Genomic DNA, 16119 nt, shown 5'->3' with positions numbered 1-16119 from the left:
GTACCGGAGGAGCCCCATGACGAGATCCGCGCGACCCACCGGGAGACACCGCGCCCGCCTGGCCGCGGCCCTACTCGCCGCATGCGCCGCACTGGGCACCGGCACCGCCGCAACAGCCCGCTCCGCCCCCACCGCCACCCGGACCACGGCCGACACACCATCGCCCGACGCCCCGCACCGCGGGGTCGTCACCCTGGCACACCGGCCGGGCGACTCCCCCACCCCCGGACGCGACCGCGCCGCGCGCACCTTCCTGGAAGGCCGCCGAGCCCAAGCAGCCACGGCGCACAAAGCCTCCATATCCAGCGGTCAACGACCACAGGACGCCAACCTCACACACAACTGGTGGGGCATCTTCCCCCAACCAGGCACCCACGACGGCATCATGGCCACCCACACCGTCGACCCGTCCTACCACGTGACGGACCCGGAGAACTTCACATACGCGCCCACGACCAAGGCGCAGGGCTCCTGCATGGAGATGGTCACCGCCTACTGGAACTCCGGTGACGAGCTCTGGGCATGGGACTGGTGCTCCAGCCCCGGCGGCCCCGCCAAGACCGTCCCGATCAACGCCGACTTCCTGGCGACGTACACCACCACGGCATCCGGGCACCCCGCCTACACCGTGCAGATGGCCAAGGACAGCGCGGGCACCAATCAGTGGTCCGCGTACCTCTACAACTACCGCACCTCCGGCTGGGACCTCCTCTACCGGCAGTCCGGCAGCGACCGGAGCGGGCTGAACTACGGCTGGGACATGTTCGAGATCTACGCGAGCGTCAACCCGGCGACGGGGACGGGCTATTACTGCACCGAGGCGCGCGGCACCGTCTTCGACAGCAGCTCCGTCCAGCTGCGCAGCGGCGGCAAGTGGAATCCGGCCCGCCCGGCCGACGCACCCTGGACGGACACGTCCCCGAACGGGCGGGACTTCCTCTGCCCGGCCCTGCGCTTCGTCCAGGCCGGTGCCAACGATCACTGGACGGTGCGGCAGTAGCCGGACCGGATGCCGACGCAGACGCCATAGGCACAACAGGGCAAATCACCATAAAGAATGAGATCACCGCACCCCATATCAGAACAATCTGCCCACGCCGACACCGCTCGACGGCACGGAACGGCATGGGGTTAGCATGTGAGCGCCACCTAGCTCGAAAGAGAAGTGCCCTGTGACTGTCAACGACGACTCGTTCACAAACTGGAAGAACCGCGAGGAGATCGCGGAGTCGATGATCCCGATCATCGGGAAGCTGCACCGGGAGCGGGACGTCACGGTCCTGCTCCACAGCCGCTCCCTGGTGAACAAGTCGGTGGTCAGCATCCTCAAGACCCACCGGTTCGCCCGGCAGATAGCCGGTGAGGAACTCTCGGTCACGGAGACGATGCCGTTCCTGCGGGCTCTCACCACGCTCGACCTCGGTCCTTCCCAGATCGACATCGGCATGCTCGCCGCCACCCACAGGAGCGACGACCGCGGTCTCACGGTGGAGGAGTTCACGGCCGAGGCCGTCGCGGGCGCGACGGGCGCCGACAAGATCGAGTGCCGTGAGGGGCGCGACGTCGTGCTCTACGGCTTCGGCCGCATCGGCCGCCTCCTGGCCCGTCTGCTCATCGAGAAGGCCGGTTCCGGCAACGGCCTGCGGCTGCGCGCCATCGTCGTCCGCCAGGGCGGTGACCAGGACATCGTCAAGCGCGCCTCGCTGCTGCGGCGCGACTCCGTCCACGGCCAGTTCCAGGGCACGATCACCGTCGACGAGGAGAACAACACGATCCTCGCCAACGGCAACGAGATCAAGGTGATCTACGCCAACGATCCGTCCGAGATCGACTACACGGCGTACGGCATCAAGAACGCCATCCTCATCGACAACACCGGCAAGTGGCGCGACCGCGAGGGCCTGTCGCACCACCTGCGCCCCGGCGTCGACAAGGTCGTCCTGACCGCGCCGGGCAAGGGCGACGTCCCCAACATCGTCCATGGCGTCAACCACGACACGATCAAGCCGGACGAGCGCATCCTCTCCTGCGCGTCCTGCACCACGAACGCGATCGTCCCGCCGCTGAAGGCGATGGCCGACGAGTACGGCGTCCTGCGCGGCCACGTGGAGACCGTCCACTCGTTCACCAACGACCAGAACCTGCTGGACAACTACCACAAGGCCGACCGCCGCGGCCGCTCCGCGCCGCTCAACATGGTCATCACCGAGACCGGTGCCGCCTCCGCCGTCGCCAAGGCGCTGCCCGATCTCAAGGCGAAGATCACCGGCAGCTCGATCCGCGTCCCGGTGCCGGACGTCTCGATCGCGATCCTCAACCTGCAGCTCGCGCGCGAGACCACCCGCGAGGAGGTCCTCGACCACCTCCGCGACGTCTCGCTGAACTCGCCGCTCAAGCGCCAGATCGACTTCACCACCGCCCCCGACGCCGTCTCCATGGACTTCGTCGGCTCGCGCCACGCCTCGATCGTCGACGCGGGCGCCACCAAGGTCGAGGGCGACAACGCGATCCTCTACCTCTGGTACGACAACGAGTTCGGCTACTCCTGCCAGGTCATCCGCGTCGTGCAGTACGTGTCCGGGGTGGAGTACCCGACCTTCCCGGCGCCGCGGGCCTGACCCGACGCGTCCCGGCGGCGTTGTGTGCCGGACGGGCCCGCCGACGGCCCGTCCGGCGCGGTGGTCATGGCTTCGGGTCCGCGACCACCGCGAAGGCCTCCACCTCCAGCAGCAGGTCCGGCCGGAAGAGCGCGGAGACCTGCACCGCCGAGCTCGCGGGCAGCCGCTCGGTGCCGAGGAAGCCGAGGAACTCGTCCCGCGCCGCGCGCACGGCGGGCAGGTGGGCGATGTCGGTGACGAAGTACGTGAGCTTGACGACGTCGCCGAAGGCCGCGTCCGCCGCGGCCAGGCACCGGCGCAGGTTCTCGAAAACCTGCCGGGCCTGGGCGCCCGTGTCACCGGCGCCGACGAGCTCACCGTTCTCGTCGAGGGCGACCTGGCCCGAGACGGCGACGAAGCGGCCGGTGCCGGAGACCACGTGGGTGTAGCCCGCGCCGGGGGTCACACCGGCGGGGTCGGGGATGTGGGTGAGGTGCGTGTGTCGTGCCATGGCGCCATCCTCGACGGGCCCCCGCCGCGTACGCCAGCACGAAGATCACATCCCCCGGCGCCGGCTGCTGAAAGGCCGTCACCCCGGGGCGAGCCCGTAGACGCGCCGTGCCGTGCCCGAGCCGATCATCGCGGTGACGCGCCGCGCGTCGGCGGCGGTCCAGGCCCCGTCCCGTACCCATCCGTCGGTGAGGCCGGACAGGGCCTCGGTGAAGAGACGGGTGCCGACCACGTAGAGCTCGGGGAGCCCGTAGGCGTCCGTGGAGAACATCACCTTCCCGAACGGGGCGAGTTCGAGCGTCTCGGCGAGGACCGCCCGAGCGCGGGCGCCGACGTGGGTGAGCGTGAGGCCGACGTCGGTGTACACGTGGGGGAAGGCGTGGGCGAGGTAGCCCGCGCCGCGGTGGTACGGGTAGGTGTGCAGCAGCACCAGCCGGCAGCGGGTGGGGGCCACCGCCCGGATGAAGTCGGTGAGGAGCAGCGGGTCGCAGCGGTGCAGGCACAGGTCGGGGTCACCGAAGCCGGTGTGCAGTTGGAGGGGGAGCCCGGTCCCGGCTGCCGTCCACAGCAGGTGCCGCAGCAGAACGGGGTCGCGCAGCCGCTCCCCCGGTGCGCGGGCGGCCAGCCAGCGGTCGGCGGCGGCGCGTACGTCGGTGGCGGCGGGCCGCCCGGGGTCGAGGTCCAGCCCGTGGCGGTAGGCGACGACCGATTTGAAGGCGACAGCGGTGCGGGTGGCCGTGTGCACGGCGTCGGTGCCTCGACGAAGGCGTGGGTGGAACCCGCGGTGTCGGCGGTGTGCTCCGCGAGGGTCTCCAGGCGCGCGATCTCGTGGGCCCGTCCTCCTGCCGCCGCGGCGAGCTCGTCGAGGCCGGTCAGCCTGTCGGTCAGCCCGTCGGACAGGCCGTCGGACAGGCCGTCGGACAGGCCGTCGGACAGGCCGTCGGACAGGCCGGTGTCCACGAGGAAGTCGCCGATGCCGGTGGCGCCGAGGAGCCGCCGGAGGGTTTCCTCCGTGCCGAGTTCGGCGCGGCGGGCGAGATAGTCGGCGGGCGGGCAGTGCTCCGGCAGCCCGAGCAGCGGCGGACACCAGCGGCGCAGCGCGAAGCCGAGCTGGGTGTCGAAGAAGGTGGTGCCGGGGGCCGCGGGAGCGTCGGACTCCGTCAGGTACGCGGCGAACTGCTCGGCGCCGAGGGGCGAACGGGCCACGCCGTGGCAGTGATGGTCGACCAGAGCGGGGCCCGGCTCTGGTCCTTGGGCGTGTCCATGGGTGGTCATCTTCCGCTGTCCTGAGGTCGGTTGGTCTGCTGGTCGGCGGCCGGCCGGTCGGTCGGTTCAGTAGCGGTTGCGGAGGGCCTCGGCCAGTTCGCGCGGGGAACGGCCCCGGGCGAGCTCGGCCTCGCCGCGGCGGACCGCGAGGAGCGCTTCGAAGAGGGCGCCGCCCAGCTCGGCGCGCAGCAGCTCCGACCGGGCGAAGTGGTCGAGCGCGGCGGGCAGCGAGGAGGGCAGGCGCGGGGTGGTGCCGGTGTCCGCGGGGTTCCCGGGGACGGGTTCCGGAAGAGTGAGCTCGCGGTCGATGCCATGGAGCCCGGCGGCGATGACGGCTCCCACGAGGAGATAGGGGTTGGCGGCCGCGTCGAAGCACTTGAGCTCGGCGTTGGCGGCGTCCGGGCCGAGGGGCGGCCCGGGGATGAAGCGGAGGGCCGCTTCACGGTTCTCCACGCCCCAGCACTGGTACGCGCCAGCCCACAGGTTGGGGCGCAGGCGGAGGTAGCTGGCGGGCAGCGGGGCGCCGACGGCCAGCAGCGCGGGGAGCTCCTCCAGCGCCCCGGCGAGGAAGGACTCGCAGGTACGGGTCATGCCGTGCGGCCCGTCGCCCGCGCGGCAGAGGTTCTTGCCGTCCCGCCAGAGGCTCAGATGGAGGTGGGCGCCGTTGCCGACGGGACCCGCCGTGACGACGGGGGCGAAGGAGGCGGAGAGCCCGTGCCGGTGCGAGACCGCGCGGACGGTCTCGCGCACCAGGACCACGAGGTCGGCCGCGCGGACCGGGTCGGCAGGGGCGACGGAGACCTCGAACTGGCCTGCCGTGTACTCGGGATGGATCTGCAGGACGTCGACGTCCTGGACGGCGAGGGCCTCGAAGAGGTCGCGGACATAGTCGGAGAGGCCGACCACGCGCGTCATGCCGTACGCGGGGCCCTCGGCGGCGTGGGGCACGTGCGGCCCCCGTTGTTCCGTGGGGTGGGCGGTGACGGTCCATTCGGTCTCGAAGCCCATGCGGAACTCGAGTCCCGTCTCGGCGGCGCGGGCCGTCATCCGCCGGGCGAACTGCCGCTGGCAGGCGGCGTACGGGGTGCCGTCCTGCTCATAGCGGTCGACCGGCGCCCAGGCCCAGCCGGGCTGGGCCGCCAGGCAGGTGAGCCGGTCGAGGTCGGGGACGAGGCGGAGGTCGCCGACGGGGCCGCCGATGTGCGGGCTGGTGACGGCCGAGTCGTCCGAGAGGTAGACGTCGAAGACCGGGGACATGCCGACGCCCCACTGGGCGGCCTGCGGGAGACGTGCGGTGGGAACGGCCTTGACGCGGGTGACGCCCGCGTTGTCGACCCAGGTCAGGGCGACGCCGTGAATGTCCTTCGCGGTCAGGCGGGCGGCGTGCTGCCGGGCCTGCGACCCCGCGTGCTCCCGTTCGGTGCTGTCCAAGGCGTGCCTCCTCGTGGCCCGCTGGCCGCCGCCCCGCCCGGGGGCGGCCGTCCGGGGCCGCCGCGGGCCCGGGTGGGGCGGGCGTCACTTCCTGTTCGCCATCGGTGCCATTAGATCGCACACCCGCCCGTGAGGGCGGGCGCTTGCGACGAGCGGGTCGCGCGGTAGGGGTGGTACGGGCGGTATGGGCAGTGCGGGCGGGTCAGTCGGACCGGTCGGAGCAGGCGGCCGGTCCGGGCAGCGGACCGTGGACGGGGGCGGGGGCGGCGCACTCGGGGCACCAGTAGCCGTCGCCGTGGACATAGGCCCAGCCGAGCTCCTTGATGTGCGGGGTGGCGGTGTGGGCGTGGTGGAGGAGGTATCCCCACAGATCGTCGTCGCGCGTCGGGCCGGGGTCGGAGATGACGAGGTCGAAGGTGGTGCGGGCGTCGCAGCCGCGATGGTCGCACGCCAGATAGAACCGGACCGGTCCGGGGGTCTTTCCTGCGGTCGTCAAGCTCATGCGCTCCACTGTCGGGGAGCCATCCGCCGGATGGAGGCGCGATCGCCGCATCTCTCCCCCGCACCGGTGACGCTACGTGTGAGTACGACGAGGATGGGGTAACGATGCGTGGCTGAGCGTACGGGTAGCGGCGCCCCACAGGGGCGCGGGGAACTGCGCGACCAGCCGAAGGCAACCCGCAGCCGCCAAGCGCCCCAAGAGGCACCCCAGTAGGCGAAAACGGGGTACGGGGGCGAAGCCCCCGCGCGACCCGAACCCCATAAGGCGGTCTTGAAACCTGACAACACAAGCCCACGATAGGTCACATGCGAATCGGCATAGCCCTCCCCCAGTACGGCACCCACGCACACCCCACCCGCATCGCGGACTTCGCGAGGGACGCCGAGGCCGCGGGCTTCGACTCCTTCTGGGTCAACGACCGCGCCCTGACGCCCGTGGAGCCCGACGACGTCTATCCGATGCCGGGTTACACCCCGGAGAACCCGTATCCCCCGGAGTACACCACCTACCTCGACCCGCTCACCGTGCTGACCGTCGCCGCCACCGCGACCACCCGGGCACGCCTGGGCACGAGCGTCCTCAACGCCACGTGGTATCCACCGCTGTTGCTCGCCCGGACGCTCACGACCCTCGACCGGCTGAGCGGCGGCCGTCTGGACGTGGGGCTGGGCATCGGCTGGATGCGTGACGAAGCCGCGGCGCTCAACACGGACTTCGGCAAGCGGGGCGCGCACCTCGACGAGATCCTCGACATTCTGCGCGGGATCTGGACCGAGAACCCCTTCGCGCACGAGGGCCCCAACTGGCGTATCCCACGCGCCCATGTGGACCTGCGTCCGGCGCAGCGGCCGCATCCGCCCGTCCTGTTGGGCGGGTTCAGCCCGGCCGCGCTGCGCCGGGTCGGCCGCAGGGCGGACGGCTGGGCGGGGGTGGCGATGTCGCCGAGCAGGCACGCCGCCGTATGGGCCGTCGCACGCCGGGCGGCGGAGGAGGCCGGGCGCGACCCGGCGGCGCTGCGTCAGGAGATCCGCTTCTTCCCGGAGCCGGGGGCGACGCCGGAGAGTATCGCGGCGGCCCTGTCCACCGTCCGCGCGACAGGGGCGGACGGCTGCTTCTTCGACCTCCAGCAGACGGTGCGGGAGCCGACGGAAGCCCTGGGCCTGGGCATCAGGGCGCTGGAGCGGTACCGGGCGGGCGGATAGCACGGCGGGCGGGCGACCAGCGACCGTACGCGATCAGCAGTCGGCGTACGCGATCATGCGCTCGAACTCGGCGAGCTGGAGGGGGTCTATGCGTCCTTCCTCCAGGGAGAGCAGCCACGGCACCAGTTCCGATGCCGCATCGAGCTCGTTGTAGAAGCCGAATTCAAGGAAGGCGAGGTCCCACTCGAACAGCCAGCCTTCGAGCATGTCGAAGAGATGCCGGTCGGCTGCTTCGGTCCGGGTCCCGGCCCAGATGGTCAGCCACGGTTCGAGGGTGCCCATGCACATGGAGATCACCTCCAGCGCTTCGAAGACGGACTCGGTGCCGGGGTGCTCGTGCAGTATTTTCCGCCACCAGGCATGCCAGACCGCCTCCAGCGCTTCCCGTTCGGGCCGCGGCCAGTCCCGCCATTCGGCGGTGACCAGACGGGAGGCGACCATGCTGTGGTCGGGGCCGACCTGCTCGCCGGTGACCATGAGGCGCACGATCCGGGGTGTCATCCGCCGGTACTGGCTGTGGAAGTCGTCCCAGTGGTCGGAGCCCTCGAAGGCGACGAGCCCGACCAGGTCCTCGGGCACCTGGTCCGGGTGGCCCGCAAGGGCCGCGAAGTCCTCTTCGGTGTAGCAGTAGGTGCAGCCGCCCGGGGTGAACGGCTGGGCGATGAAGGGGGCGAAGGCGGTGTCCAGCGCGTCGAGGGCGTCCTGGAGCCGCTGGTGCGGGTCGGTCACGGATGGCCTGCTGAGGTACTCCGTCCGGCTTCCCGGCGAAGAGAGCGACGCTATCACGGACGGCGACCGCAGACGATCAGTCCTGTCGCGGGAGCAGCAGCGTGCGCAGGTCGACGATGCGGTAGCCGTGGGCGTGGACGGCGTCGACGATCCGCGGGAGCGCCTCGGCGTCCAGTGCCGCGTCCTGGCCGGTGTCGGCGCCGACGTGCATCTGCACGATCTGCCCGGGCGACAGGTCCCGCACCACCCGGTCGACGGCCTTCTGGACCGTGATGCCGCCCGCGGGGCCGAGGTAGCCCTGGGTGTCGGTGGTGAATTCGATGTCGGCGTAGCCGAGTTCGTTGACGCAGGCGATGCCCCGCGGGGTGGTGGCGCTGTAGGGGAAGCGGAAGAACGGCAGGGGTTCCTCGCCCGCCGCCGCGCGGATGGCCCGGTCGGCCCGCAGTACTTCGTCCGCCGCCTGCGGACAGGTGAGGCCGTCGAAGAGGGGGTGACTGTAGGAGTGGCTGCCGATGCCGTGTTCGGCGGCCATCGCCCGTACGGCGGCGGGGTGGCTCTCGGCGAACCGGCCGGTCGGGAAGAACGTGGCGGGGACGTGGCGTTCGCGCAGCACGTCCAGCACGGTGGCGACGCCGGTCTCGTCCCATGCCGCGTTGAACGTGAGGGCGACCACGTGCCGCGTGGTGCGCATCCGCCTGTTCTCGGAGCCGAAGAGGGCCGCCGACGGGCCCTGTTCGGTGTGGGCCCGCATGCTCGTGGCGGACGGCGAGGAAGCGTAGGCCGCGGGAGCGGGGTGCGGATGCCCGCTCCCGGGCAGGACGGTCACGGCCAGGGCGGTCAGGACGGCCAGGGAGGTCGCGACCGCGGAGGCGAAGCGCTGCATGCCCGGCCCAACGCGCCGGGCCGCGGCGCGACACGCCCGTACGCGTGTCCGCACACGTCCACGCATGTCCACGCGCGTCCGCGCGCATCCCCGCCGTCCCGCCGTCCCGCCGTGGCGGTCAGGTCGTCTGCGCCTGGTCGTAGAGGGTCTTGATGTCGTCGCCGAAGTACGGCCCGAACATCGTGTTCGGCAGGAAGACGTAGCCGAAGCTGTTCACCGATGCCTGGAGTCCGGTGCCGGTGGACTCGTCGAAGGACGCGAACCACGGGCCACCGCTGGAGCCGCCCGTCATATTGCAGGACAGGCCGTGGTCCTTGGTGAGGAGGAAGTCCTTGATGGACGTCCCGCTGCAGTAGATGAGCTTGGTCCCGTCGTACGGGGAGGCGGCGGGGAAGCCGAAGGCGTAGAGGGACTGGTTGTATGCGCCGTTGAACTGGAGGCCCTGGGCACCGACGGCCTGCGTGAGGGTCTGGCCGCCCAGCGGGCCGACGACGGCGGCGCCGACGTCGAAGTTCATGTCCTCACTGGCGACCCACTGGGGCGTGGACATCGTCTTGGTCGCGGTCCAGGTGCCGTAGGGCGACTGCCCGTCGTGGTATCCGGGGGCGAACGTCCAGTTGGTGTGCCAGGCGCCCTGGTACTTGACGCAGTGGCCCGCGGTGAGGACGGTGCTGCCGTTCTGGCTGGTGACGGCGTCACCGGAGCAGGACGCATTGCGGCCCTGGAAGGTGAAGAACACCCGCCCGGTGGTCTTCAGGACGGCGCCGCTCCCGCTCCAGGCTCCGCCGGGCTGGGGGAAGTCCTTCACGGTCACCCCGGAGGGCGCCGGCACGGAGGTCTTCGGGGGCGTCGGCGCTATGACGGTGGGGCTGCTCCCGTGCCCCTGCGGCCGGGTGAGGCTGCCGGGGGTGACGCCTGGCAGGTCGAGCGGTGTGGCGGTGCGCATGCGCTCGGGGGTCCAGTAGTCGCGTACCTTCTGCTGCGCGGCGGCCGTGGCCGCGGCGGGGTGGACCGTGGCCGGGGCGGCATGTGCCGTGGCGGTCTGGAGCCCGGTGGTGAACAGGGCTCCGGCGGCCAGCAGGATGCCGACGACGGTACGGCGGGGACGTCTCACGCGTACTCCTTCCGCCCTGGCCGCACGGGGACCGCGCGACCGGTGGGGGGACCGGACCGCGTGGCCGCGGTCCGGGCAGACGAGCGGTGCGGATACGAGGGTGCGTGAGGGAGAGTCCCACGGAAGCCGTGAATTGTCAGGAGCGCATCAAAAGCATGGCCGGATGGCAACGCCTCCGCCTCCCGGCGCGGCGCGCCGGGGGGAGTCCGGTCCGGGGCCGGGCCTCCGGCGGCCGGGAGTCACGCCGTCACCGGACGGCGACGGTGGCCTTCCAGTCCATGACGGCGCCGGGGCACTCGTAGCCGGGGTTGGGAGCGCAGCGCTCGACGGAGTCGATGGTCGTGGTGCCGTCGCCCTCCGCGCGGAAGACCGCCCAGGCGTCGCCGTTCTGCGAGGTGCCCGTGTCGGTCCGTTCGAGCACGTGGCCGTCGGCGGCCGCGGGCACCTCCCACTTCCAGGTCGCCTGCTCGGTACGGGAGCCGACGAGCCGGACCGTGATCACTTCTCCCCTCTCGACGGACACGGAACGGTCGTTGTCCCTGTTCGACAGCGTGAGTTCGGCGTTCGCCGACGGCTTGACGCGCGGCACGTGCGAGGGGCGTGAAGGGTGCGAGGCGTGCGCCACGGCGGAGGAGAACGGCACGCAGGCCGCGGCGGCCATCAGCGCCAGTCCCGCGGCGAGAGAGACGGCGGGAAGTCTTGCGGAACTCATGTCATCACCCCGGAGGTCCGGACGGAGAGTACGGATACGCAGGCATCCGTCTACACCCGCCCTGACCCCAAAGGCGCCTTGTTTTACCCCTTTCACCCTATCGGGGAGGTTTCGCGAAGTGCGGAGGCCGCCGCGCCCGCAAGGGGCGCGGGGAACTGCGCGGTCGGCCCCACCGACCCGCGGACGAAAGAACCGGGGTCCGGGATCGGGGTCCGGGCCGAAGCCCGAAACGGGGCGCCGGCACGAGGCACTCAGCTGCCGAGCGAAGCGCACATCGCCGAGGGTCCGGGGAAATCCTCCGGCAACGCGTCCATCAGCAGCACATCGACGCACTGCCCGAGCCAGTGACCGGACTTCCGCAGGCGCCCGGCGAACCGGAAACCCGCCTTCCCGAAGGCCACGATCCCGGCCCGGTTCGGCTCCAGCACCCTCAGCCACGCCGTGCTCAGCGCACCGAGGTGGAACCCCCAGTCCAACGTCAGGCGGGTGGCCTCCTCCGCGTAGCGCTTGCCCCGCTGGGGCGGGGCGAGGACGATCGTGAACTCGGCGGCCCGCAGGCGCGGTTCGATGTGCAGCGTGGTCATGCCGACGGGCTGTTTGTCCTTCAGGCGCACGATCTCGAACGAGGCGTGGTCCTCGTCGTCCTGCTGCCTCTCCCACTCGTCCACGCGGACCTCCCAGGACCGCGGGAAGCGTTTGCCGCGACCGAGGATGGTCGCCGGGTCGTTCTCCCAGAAGTGGTATTCGGTCAGCGTCTCCTGACGGGGGATGCCGAGGGCGAGCCGTTCTCCGGTGAGGAGGAGATGCGGGCTGCTCATATATCGCTTTCCTTCCAGGCCACACACGGCGGAGCGTCTGGCGTAAGGGGCACAAGGGGGGACGTGGCGAAACGCGTCGGAGGTTCCCCGGCACCGGCACCTCGCGACGGAGGACGCCACCACTTCCCCTGGGCGAGGGATATTCATCACTTTGTGTATCGTCGATACTTCACACTGTGATCAGTCGAGGTCCACCGGGCGGCCCGTTCCGGCCGTCCACCCACGACAGGAGACGCCGGTGACCGAGAGACACGCACGGCGCGGACACCTCGCGCTGCGCAGAGCGACGCCCTGGACCCTGCTCGGTGCCGTCGGGCTGGCCTGCGGACTCGCCTCCGCCCCGGCGGGCCCGCAACCCGCCCGCGCGACGGCGGGCTCTCCTGCGTCTTCCACGTCCTCCGCGCCCTCCGTCTCCTCCGCGCACGCCGTCTCCTCCGCGCACGCCCGGTTCGACCGCTACCGCGGCGACACCCGCAAGAAGGCCCTCGGCGGGCGCCGCATGCAGAACGGCTACAACTGGAGCGGCTACACGGCGATCGGACACTCGTTCACCACGGCCTCGGCCGACTGGACCGTGCCCAACATCTCCTGCTCGTCGCGGGCCGACGCCGTCGCCGAGTGGGTGGGCCTGGACGGCTGGGGCAACGACACGGTCGAGCAGATCGGGATCCAGGAGACCTGCGAGAACGGCAGCCCGGAGTTCGAGGACTGGTACGAGCTCTACCCGAACGACCCGGTGTACGTGGGCGACCGCGTCCAGCCCGGGGACCGTATCCACGCGACGGCACGCTTCACCGGCGGCTCCTCCTACGAGCTGACGCTGCAGGACGAGACCCAGGGCTGGATCCGGGACAAACGGATCGACGGCTGGTTCGCGCCGAACGAGAGCGCGGAGGTGATCGTGGAGGCGAACCGCCGGGCGTTCCCGAAGTTCGACCGCATCGACTTCACCAAGGTCAGGTTCAACGGCGTCACCCCCGGCTCGGTCAACGCCATCGGCCTGTGGGCCAGCACCGGAGGAGGCAGGCAGCAGACGGACGTCAGTCCGTTGTACGGTCCCGATCTCGACAGCTTCTCGGTGGCGTACATCAGGGAGTGAGCGAGCGCCCCGGCGGCAGCGGGCCCGGAAGGCCGTTCCACCTTCGGGTGATCTACTCACTGTTTGTCAGTAATTAACCCGGAACGTACGGCATCGTGCGGAGTCCCCTTTCCGCTCGACTCGCACCTTCCGGGAAGCCCGTGACCACCGAGACCACCGAGACCAGTGACAGACCTGTCGGCGACAGGCCGACCGATGACAGGCCCACCACCAACGGCCCCACCGAGGAATTACGGTTCCGCTCCCGCGGTCTGACCGCCCTGCAGAAGAACCCCCTCACCGCCCAGTCGATGGGCAAGCGCCTGCCCCAGCTCGTACGGAAGGCGTTCGGGCTGGCCTGGCGGGTGGACCGGCGCGCGGTCGTCGCGCTGCTGGCCTGCCAGCTCCTCTCCGGGGCCGCCGAGGCCTTCGGGCTGCTGGCCACCACGGGCACGATCACCGCGCTCCTCACATCCGGCCGCATCACCGGCCGGCTGCTGGACGCCGCGCCGTCCCTGTGCGTGCTCGCGGGCGCCGCGGGGCTGCGCGCGCTGCTCGGCATCGCGGTCACCAGCATCTCGACCCGTCTCTCGCCGCGGATCTCCCGCGAGGCCGAGATGCAGATGCTCGACGCCGCGATCGACGCGGAGCTCGTCGCGTACGACAGCCCCGGGTTCAACGACAGGCGCGAGGCCGCGGACCGGGGCGCGGAGGCCACGCAGAGCCTGCTGACGGAGGCACAGGACCTGACGTCCTGTGTCGCCTCGCTGGTCGCCGCGGCCGGTGTGGTGACGGTGCTGCATCCCGTGCTGCTGCCGCTGCTCGTGCTGTCCACGCTCCCGCAGGGCATCGCCGGTGTGCGGGGGGCGCGCGTCCACTATCTGACGTCCCGTTCCCTGAGCGCCGACCGCCGCGTCCTGGGGATGATGCGCTGGAACGTCACCCACAGGGACCACGCGGACCAGTTGCGCTCCTGCACCATGGCCCCGTTCCTGCTCGGCCGTTATCGCGCCATCGGCGACCGGATCGACGAGGCCACCGACCGGGCCGTGCACCAGAGCACGCGGTACGCGCTGCTCGGGGCGGCGGCCGGGGGGATCGCCTCCGGCCTGGTGTGGACGATGCTGGCGCTGCTGCTGGCGACAGGCCATATGTCGGTGGCCTCGGCGGGCACGGCGGTCTTCGCCCTGCGTACGGTCGGCTCGTCCCTGCGCGGCATGGTCGGCTACGGCACCCGCCTGTTCCGTACGGGGCTGTACCTGGACGACTGGGCGGAGTTCATCGACGAGGCGGGCGGCCACCGGATGCGGCGGGGCGGCCAGGTACCGGAGGCCCCGCTGGAGGTCAGGGCGGAGGCGCTGACGTACTGCTATCCGGGGGCCGGGCATCCCGCGCTGGAGAAGGTCGACCTGACGGTGCGGCGTGGCGAGATCCTGGCCCTGGTGGGCGAGAACGGCTCCGGCAAGACCACGCTCAGCAAGCTCCTGACGGGCCTTTACCTGCCTACGGACGGGTGTGTCACCTGGGACGGCGCGGAGACCGGCGACCTCGACGCGTACGCGATGTGGCGGCAGACGGCGGTGGTCCCCCAGGACTTCGCGCACTGGCCCCTGTCCGCCCGGGAGAACATCACGCTGGGCCAGCCGCACGAGAGCCACCACGAGAGCCACGACGAGCGGGTGCTCCGGGCGGCCGCGCACGCGGGTGCGGACGATGTCGTCGCGGGGCTGCGCAGCGGGCTGGACACCCTCCTGGCGCGCGAGTGGTTCGGCGGGGTGGACCTCTCCGGCGGGCAGTGGCAGCGCATCGCCATCGCCCGCGCCTTCTACCGGCCCGCCGGGCTGCTGGTCATGGACGAGCCCACGAGCGCGCTCGACGCGCGGGCGGAGCACCGCATCTTCACCGGCCTGCGGAAGGTCGCGCGGGACCGGGCCGTCGTCCTCGTCACGCACCGGCTGGCGAATGTCGCGGTCGCCGACCGCATCGTGGTCCTGGACGGCGGCCGGGTCGTCCAGGAGGGCACGTTCGGCGAGCTCACCCGCTCCCCGGGGCTGTTCCAGGAGCTGTGGCGGCTCCAGAACGACCGGGGCACCGACGGCTAGGACACGACAACCGGCGTGGGCACCGGCATCGTCGCCGTCACCGTCGCCACCGCCGTCGCTTTCGCCGTCACCGTCGCCGCGGACCCGTTCGGCGCAGTTCGACGAGTTCTGACGGTGTGACACATGTGAACCTGGGAGGGACAGAAGAGACGGAACGACCTGGAACACGCCAGGGGGACACGTGAGGAACCGACCCGGGAGACACACGGCACGCTTTCTCGCCCAGCACGGACGGGGCGTCAGCAGCCCACGGCACAGTGCCGGCGACCGACAAGGCGCCGGTGTGCGCCACTCCGGTGGCGCCGCGCACCGGCACAGACGTACGACCCCGCCCGGCGATCACCGTGGGCTCGCGCGCGGCGGGGTCGCCCTGCTGGTGTGGACGGGCCTGGTGTGGCTGCCCATTCCCGCCGGGGCGACGCTGGGCGAGCATGAGGGCGAGGCCACGTCACCGTTCTGGGTGGAGCCGGGCGGCCCGGCCGCGCGCCAGGTCCGGCTGTGGCGGGAGCGGGGCCGGGAGGCCGACGCGGCGGTCCTGGAACGGATCGCCGACCGCCCGGCGGCGGTGTGGCTGACGGACCAGGACCCCAAGGAGCAGGCGGAACAGATCACCCGTCAGGCCGAGCGCGAGGGCCGCATCCCGATCCTGGTCGCGTACAACATCCCGCACCGGGACTGCGGCCAGTACTCCGCCGGTGGCGCGGACGACGCGGCCCGCTACCGGGCCTGGACCGCGCGCGCGGCGGAGGGCATCGGCAGCCGGCAGGCATGGGTCATCCTCGAACCCGACGCCCTGGCCCAGTGGGCCTCCGGCTGCGTCCCGGAACCCGCCGCCTCGCAGCGCCTGGCGCTTCTGGCGGACGCCGTACGCACGTTCAAGGCGCGTCCCGGGACCTCGGTCTACCTCGACGCGGGAAACCCCGGCTGGATCTCCGACCAGCAACGACTGGCCGGTGCCATGCTGCGGTCGGGCGTCGGCCACGCCGACGGCTTCGCGCTCAACGTCTCCAACTTCCACACCACACCCGTCACACGCGCCTACGGCGACCGGCTGTCCGCGCTGCTCGGCGGAGCGCACTACGTCGTGGACACGAGCCGCAACGGCAACGGCCCGCTCCTTCCGGAAGCGGCCCACGCGGCGGCACACGCCGCTCCGCCCGGACCCGGGATGGGAG

Annotated in this window: 14 protein-coding genes and 1 pseudogene; 6 read left to right on the top strand and 9 right to left on the bottom strand. The window is 71.6% G+C overall.

The window, feature by feature from the left end:
- Nucleotides 1–1000 (top strand): carbohydrate-binding protein (locus K6I34_RS15040; RefSeq protein WP_308294012.1); only part of this gene is annotated, 1000 nt, incomplete at its 5' end.
- A gap of 172 nt (nt 1001–1172) precedes the next feature.
- A complete protein-coding gene (locus K6I34_RS15035; protein WP_229326249.1) occupies nt 1173–2618 on the top strand; it encodes a glyceraldehyde-3-phosphate dehydrogenase in 1446 nt (481 codons plus the stop codon).
- Nucleotides 2619–2682: 64 nt separating this feature from the next.
- Here K6I34_RS15035 and K6I34_RS15030 read toward each other — a convergent pair whose 3' ends face one another.
- From K6I34_RS15030 to K6I34_RS15015, 4 genes and pseudogenes are all read right to left on the bottom strand, one after another.
- The gene (locus tag K6I34_RS15030) at nt 2683–3108 is read right to left on the bottom strand and encodes a RidA family protein (RefSeq protein WP_229326247.1); all 426 of its coding nucleotides are present in this window, start codon (nt 3106–3108) and stop codon (nt 2683–2685) included.
- Between the two features lie 78 nt (nt 3109–3186).
- A pseudogene (locus K6I34_RS15025) lies at nt 3187–4382 on the bottom strand (amidohydrolase family protein).
- Nucleotides 4383–4439: 57 nt separating this feature from the next.
- On the bottom strand, nt 4440–5804 hold the full coding sequence (locus K6I34_RS15020; RefSeq protein ID WP_229326245.1) for a glutamine synthetase family protein: 1365 nt from the start codon (nt 5802–5804) through the stop codon (nt 4440–4442).
- 202 nt (nt 5805–6006) lie between these two features.
- Entirely contained in the window at nt 6007–6306 is a 300-nt protein-coding gene (locus tag K6I34_RS15015; protein ID WP_229326243.1) for a hypothetical protein, read from the bottom strand.
- Between the two features lie 305 nt (nt 6307–6611).
- Here K6I34_RS15015 and K6I34_RS15010 point away from each other — a divergent pair, with 305 nt between their 5' ends.
- Entirely contained in the window at nt 6612–7508 is an 897-nt protein-coding gene (locus tag K6I34_RS15010; protein ID WP_229326241.1) for a TIGR03619 family F420-dependent LLM class oxidoreductase, read from the top strand.
- A 33-nt stretch (nt 7509–7541) separates the two neighbouring features.
- Here K6I34_RS15010 and K6I34_RS15005 read toward each other — a convergent pair whose 3' ends face one another.
- The 5 genes from K6I34_RS15005 to K6I34_RS14985 all read right to left on the bottom strand — a co-directional run bounded on the left by K6I34_RS15005 (nt 7542) and on the right by K6I34_RS14985 (nt 11764).
- Nucleotides 7542–8237 carry a hypothetical protein gene (locus tag K6I34_RS15005; RefSeq protein WP_229326239.1) on the bottom strand — a complete coding sequence of 232 codons (696 nt, stop codon included), beginning with the start codon at nt 8235–8237 and terminating at the stop codon, nt 7542–7544.
- A 76-nt stretch (nt 8238–8313) separates the two neighbouring features.
- Nucleotides 8314–9120 (bottom strand): polysaccharide deacetylase family protein, encoded by an 807-nt coding sequence (locus tag K6I34_RS15000; RefSeq protein ID WP_229326237.1) that lies wholly within the window; start codon nt 9118–9120, stop codon nt 8314–8316.
- A 118-nt stretch (nt 9121–9238) separates the two neighbouring features.
- Nucleotides 9239–10234: a serine protease gene (locus K6I34_RS14995; RefSeq protein WP_229326235.1), complete on the bottom strand. Its 996-nt coding sequence runs from the start codon at nt 10232–10234 to the stop codon at nt 9239–9241.
- A gap of 247 nt (nt 10235–10481) precedes the next feature.
- Nucleotides 10482–10946, bottom strand: a complete 465-nt coding sequence (locus tag K6I34_RS14990; RefSeq protein ID WP_229326233.1) for a hypothetical protein — start codon at nt 10944–10946, stop codon at nt 10482–10484.
- A 251-nt stretch (nt 10947–11197) separates the two neighbouring features.
- On the bottom strand, nt 11198–11764 hold the full coding sequence (locus K6I34_RS14985) for a GNAT family N-acetyltransferase (protein ID WP_229326231.1): 567 nt from the start codon (nt 11762–11764) through the stop codon (nt 11198–11200).
- Nucleotides 11765–12002: 238 nt separating this feature from the next.
- Between K6I34_RS14985 and K6I34_RS14980 the strand changes: the two genes are divergently transcribed.
- The 3 genes from K6I34_RS14980 to K6I34_RS14970 form a co-directional block, all read left to right on the top strand.
- The gene (locus K6I34_RS14980) at nt 12003–12863 is read left to right on the top strand and encodes a G1 family glutamic endopeptidase (protein WP_229326229.1); all 861 of its coding nucleotides are present in this window, start codon (nt 12003–12005) and stop codon (nt 12861–12863) included.
- Between the two features lie 140 nt (nt 12864–13003).
- Nucleotides 13004–14944, top strand: coding sequence for an ABC transporter ATP-binding protein (locus tag K6I34_RS14975; RefSeq protein ID WP_374230925.1), 1941 nt, complete (start codon nt 13004–13006; stop codon nt 14942–14944).
- A 283-nt stretch (nt 14945–15227) separates the two neighbouring features.
- Nucleotides 15228–16119, top strand: an 892-nt coding sequence (locus tag K6I34_RS14970; protein ID WP_229326227.1) for a glycoside hydrolase family 6 protein, incomplete at its 3' end; no start/stop codon positions are given.

The sequence above is a fragment of the Streptomyces sp. UNOC14_S4 genome, from assembly GCF_020740835.1.
GTDB lineage: Bacteria > Actinomycetota > Actinomycetes > Streptomycetales > Streptomycetaceae > Streptomyces.
Note: the sequence above shows the minus strand (reverse complement) of the source record. Positions and strands in the feature narration are given on the sequence as shown.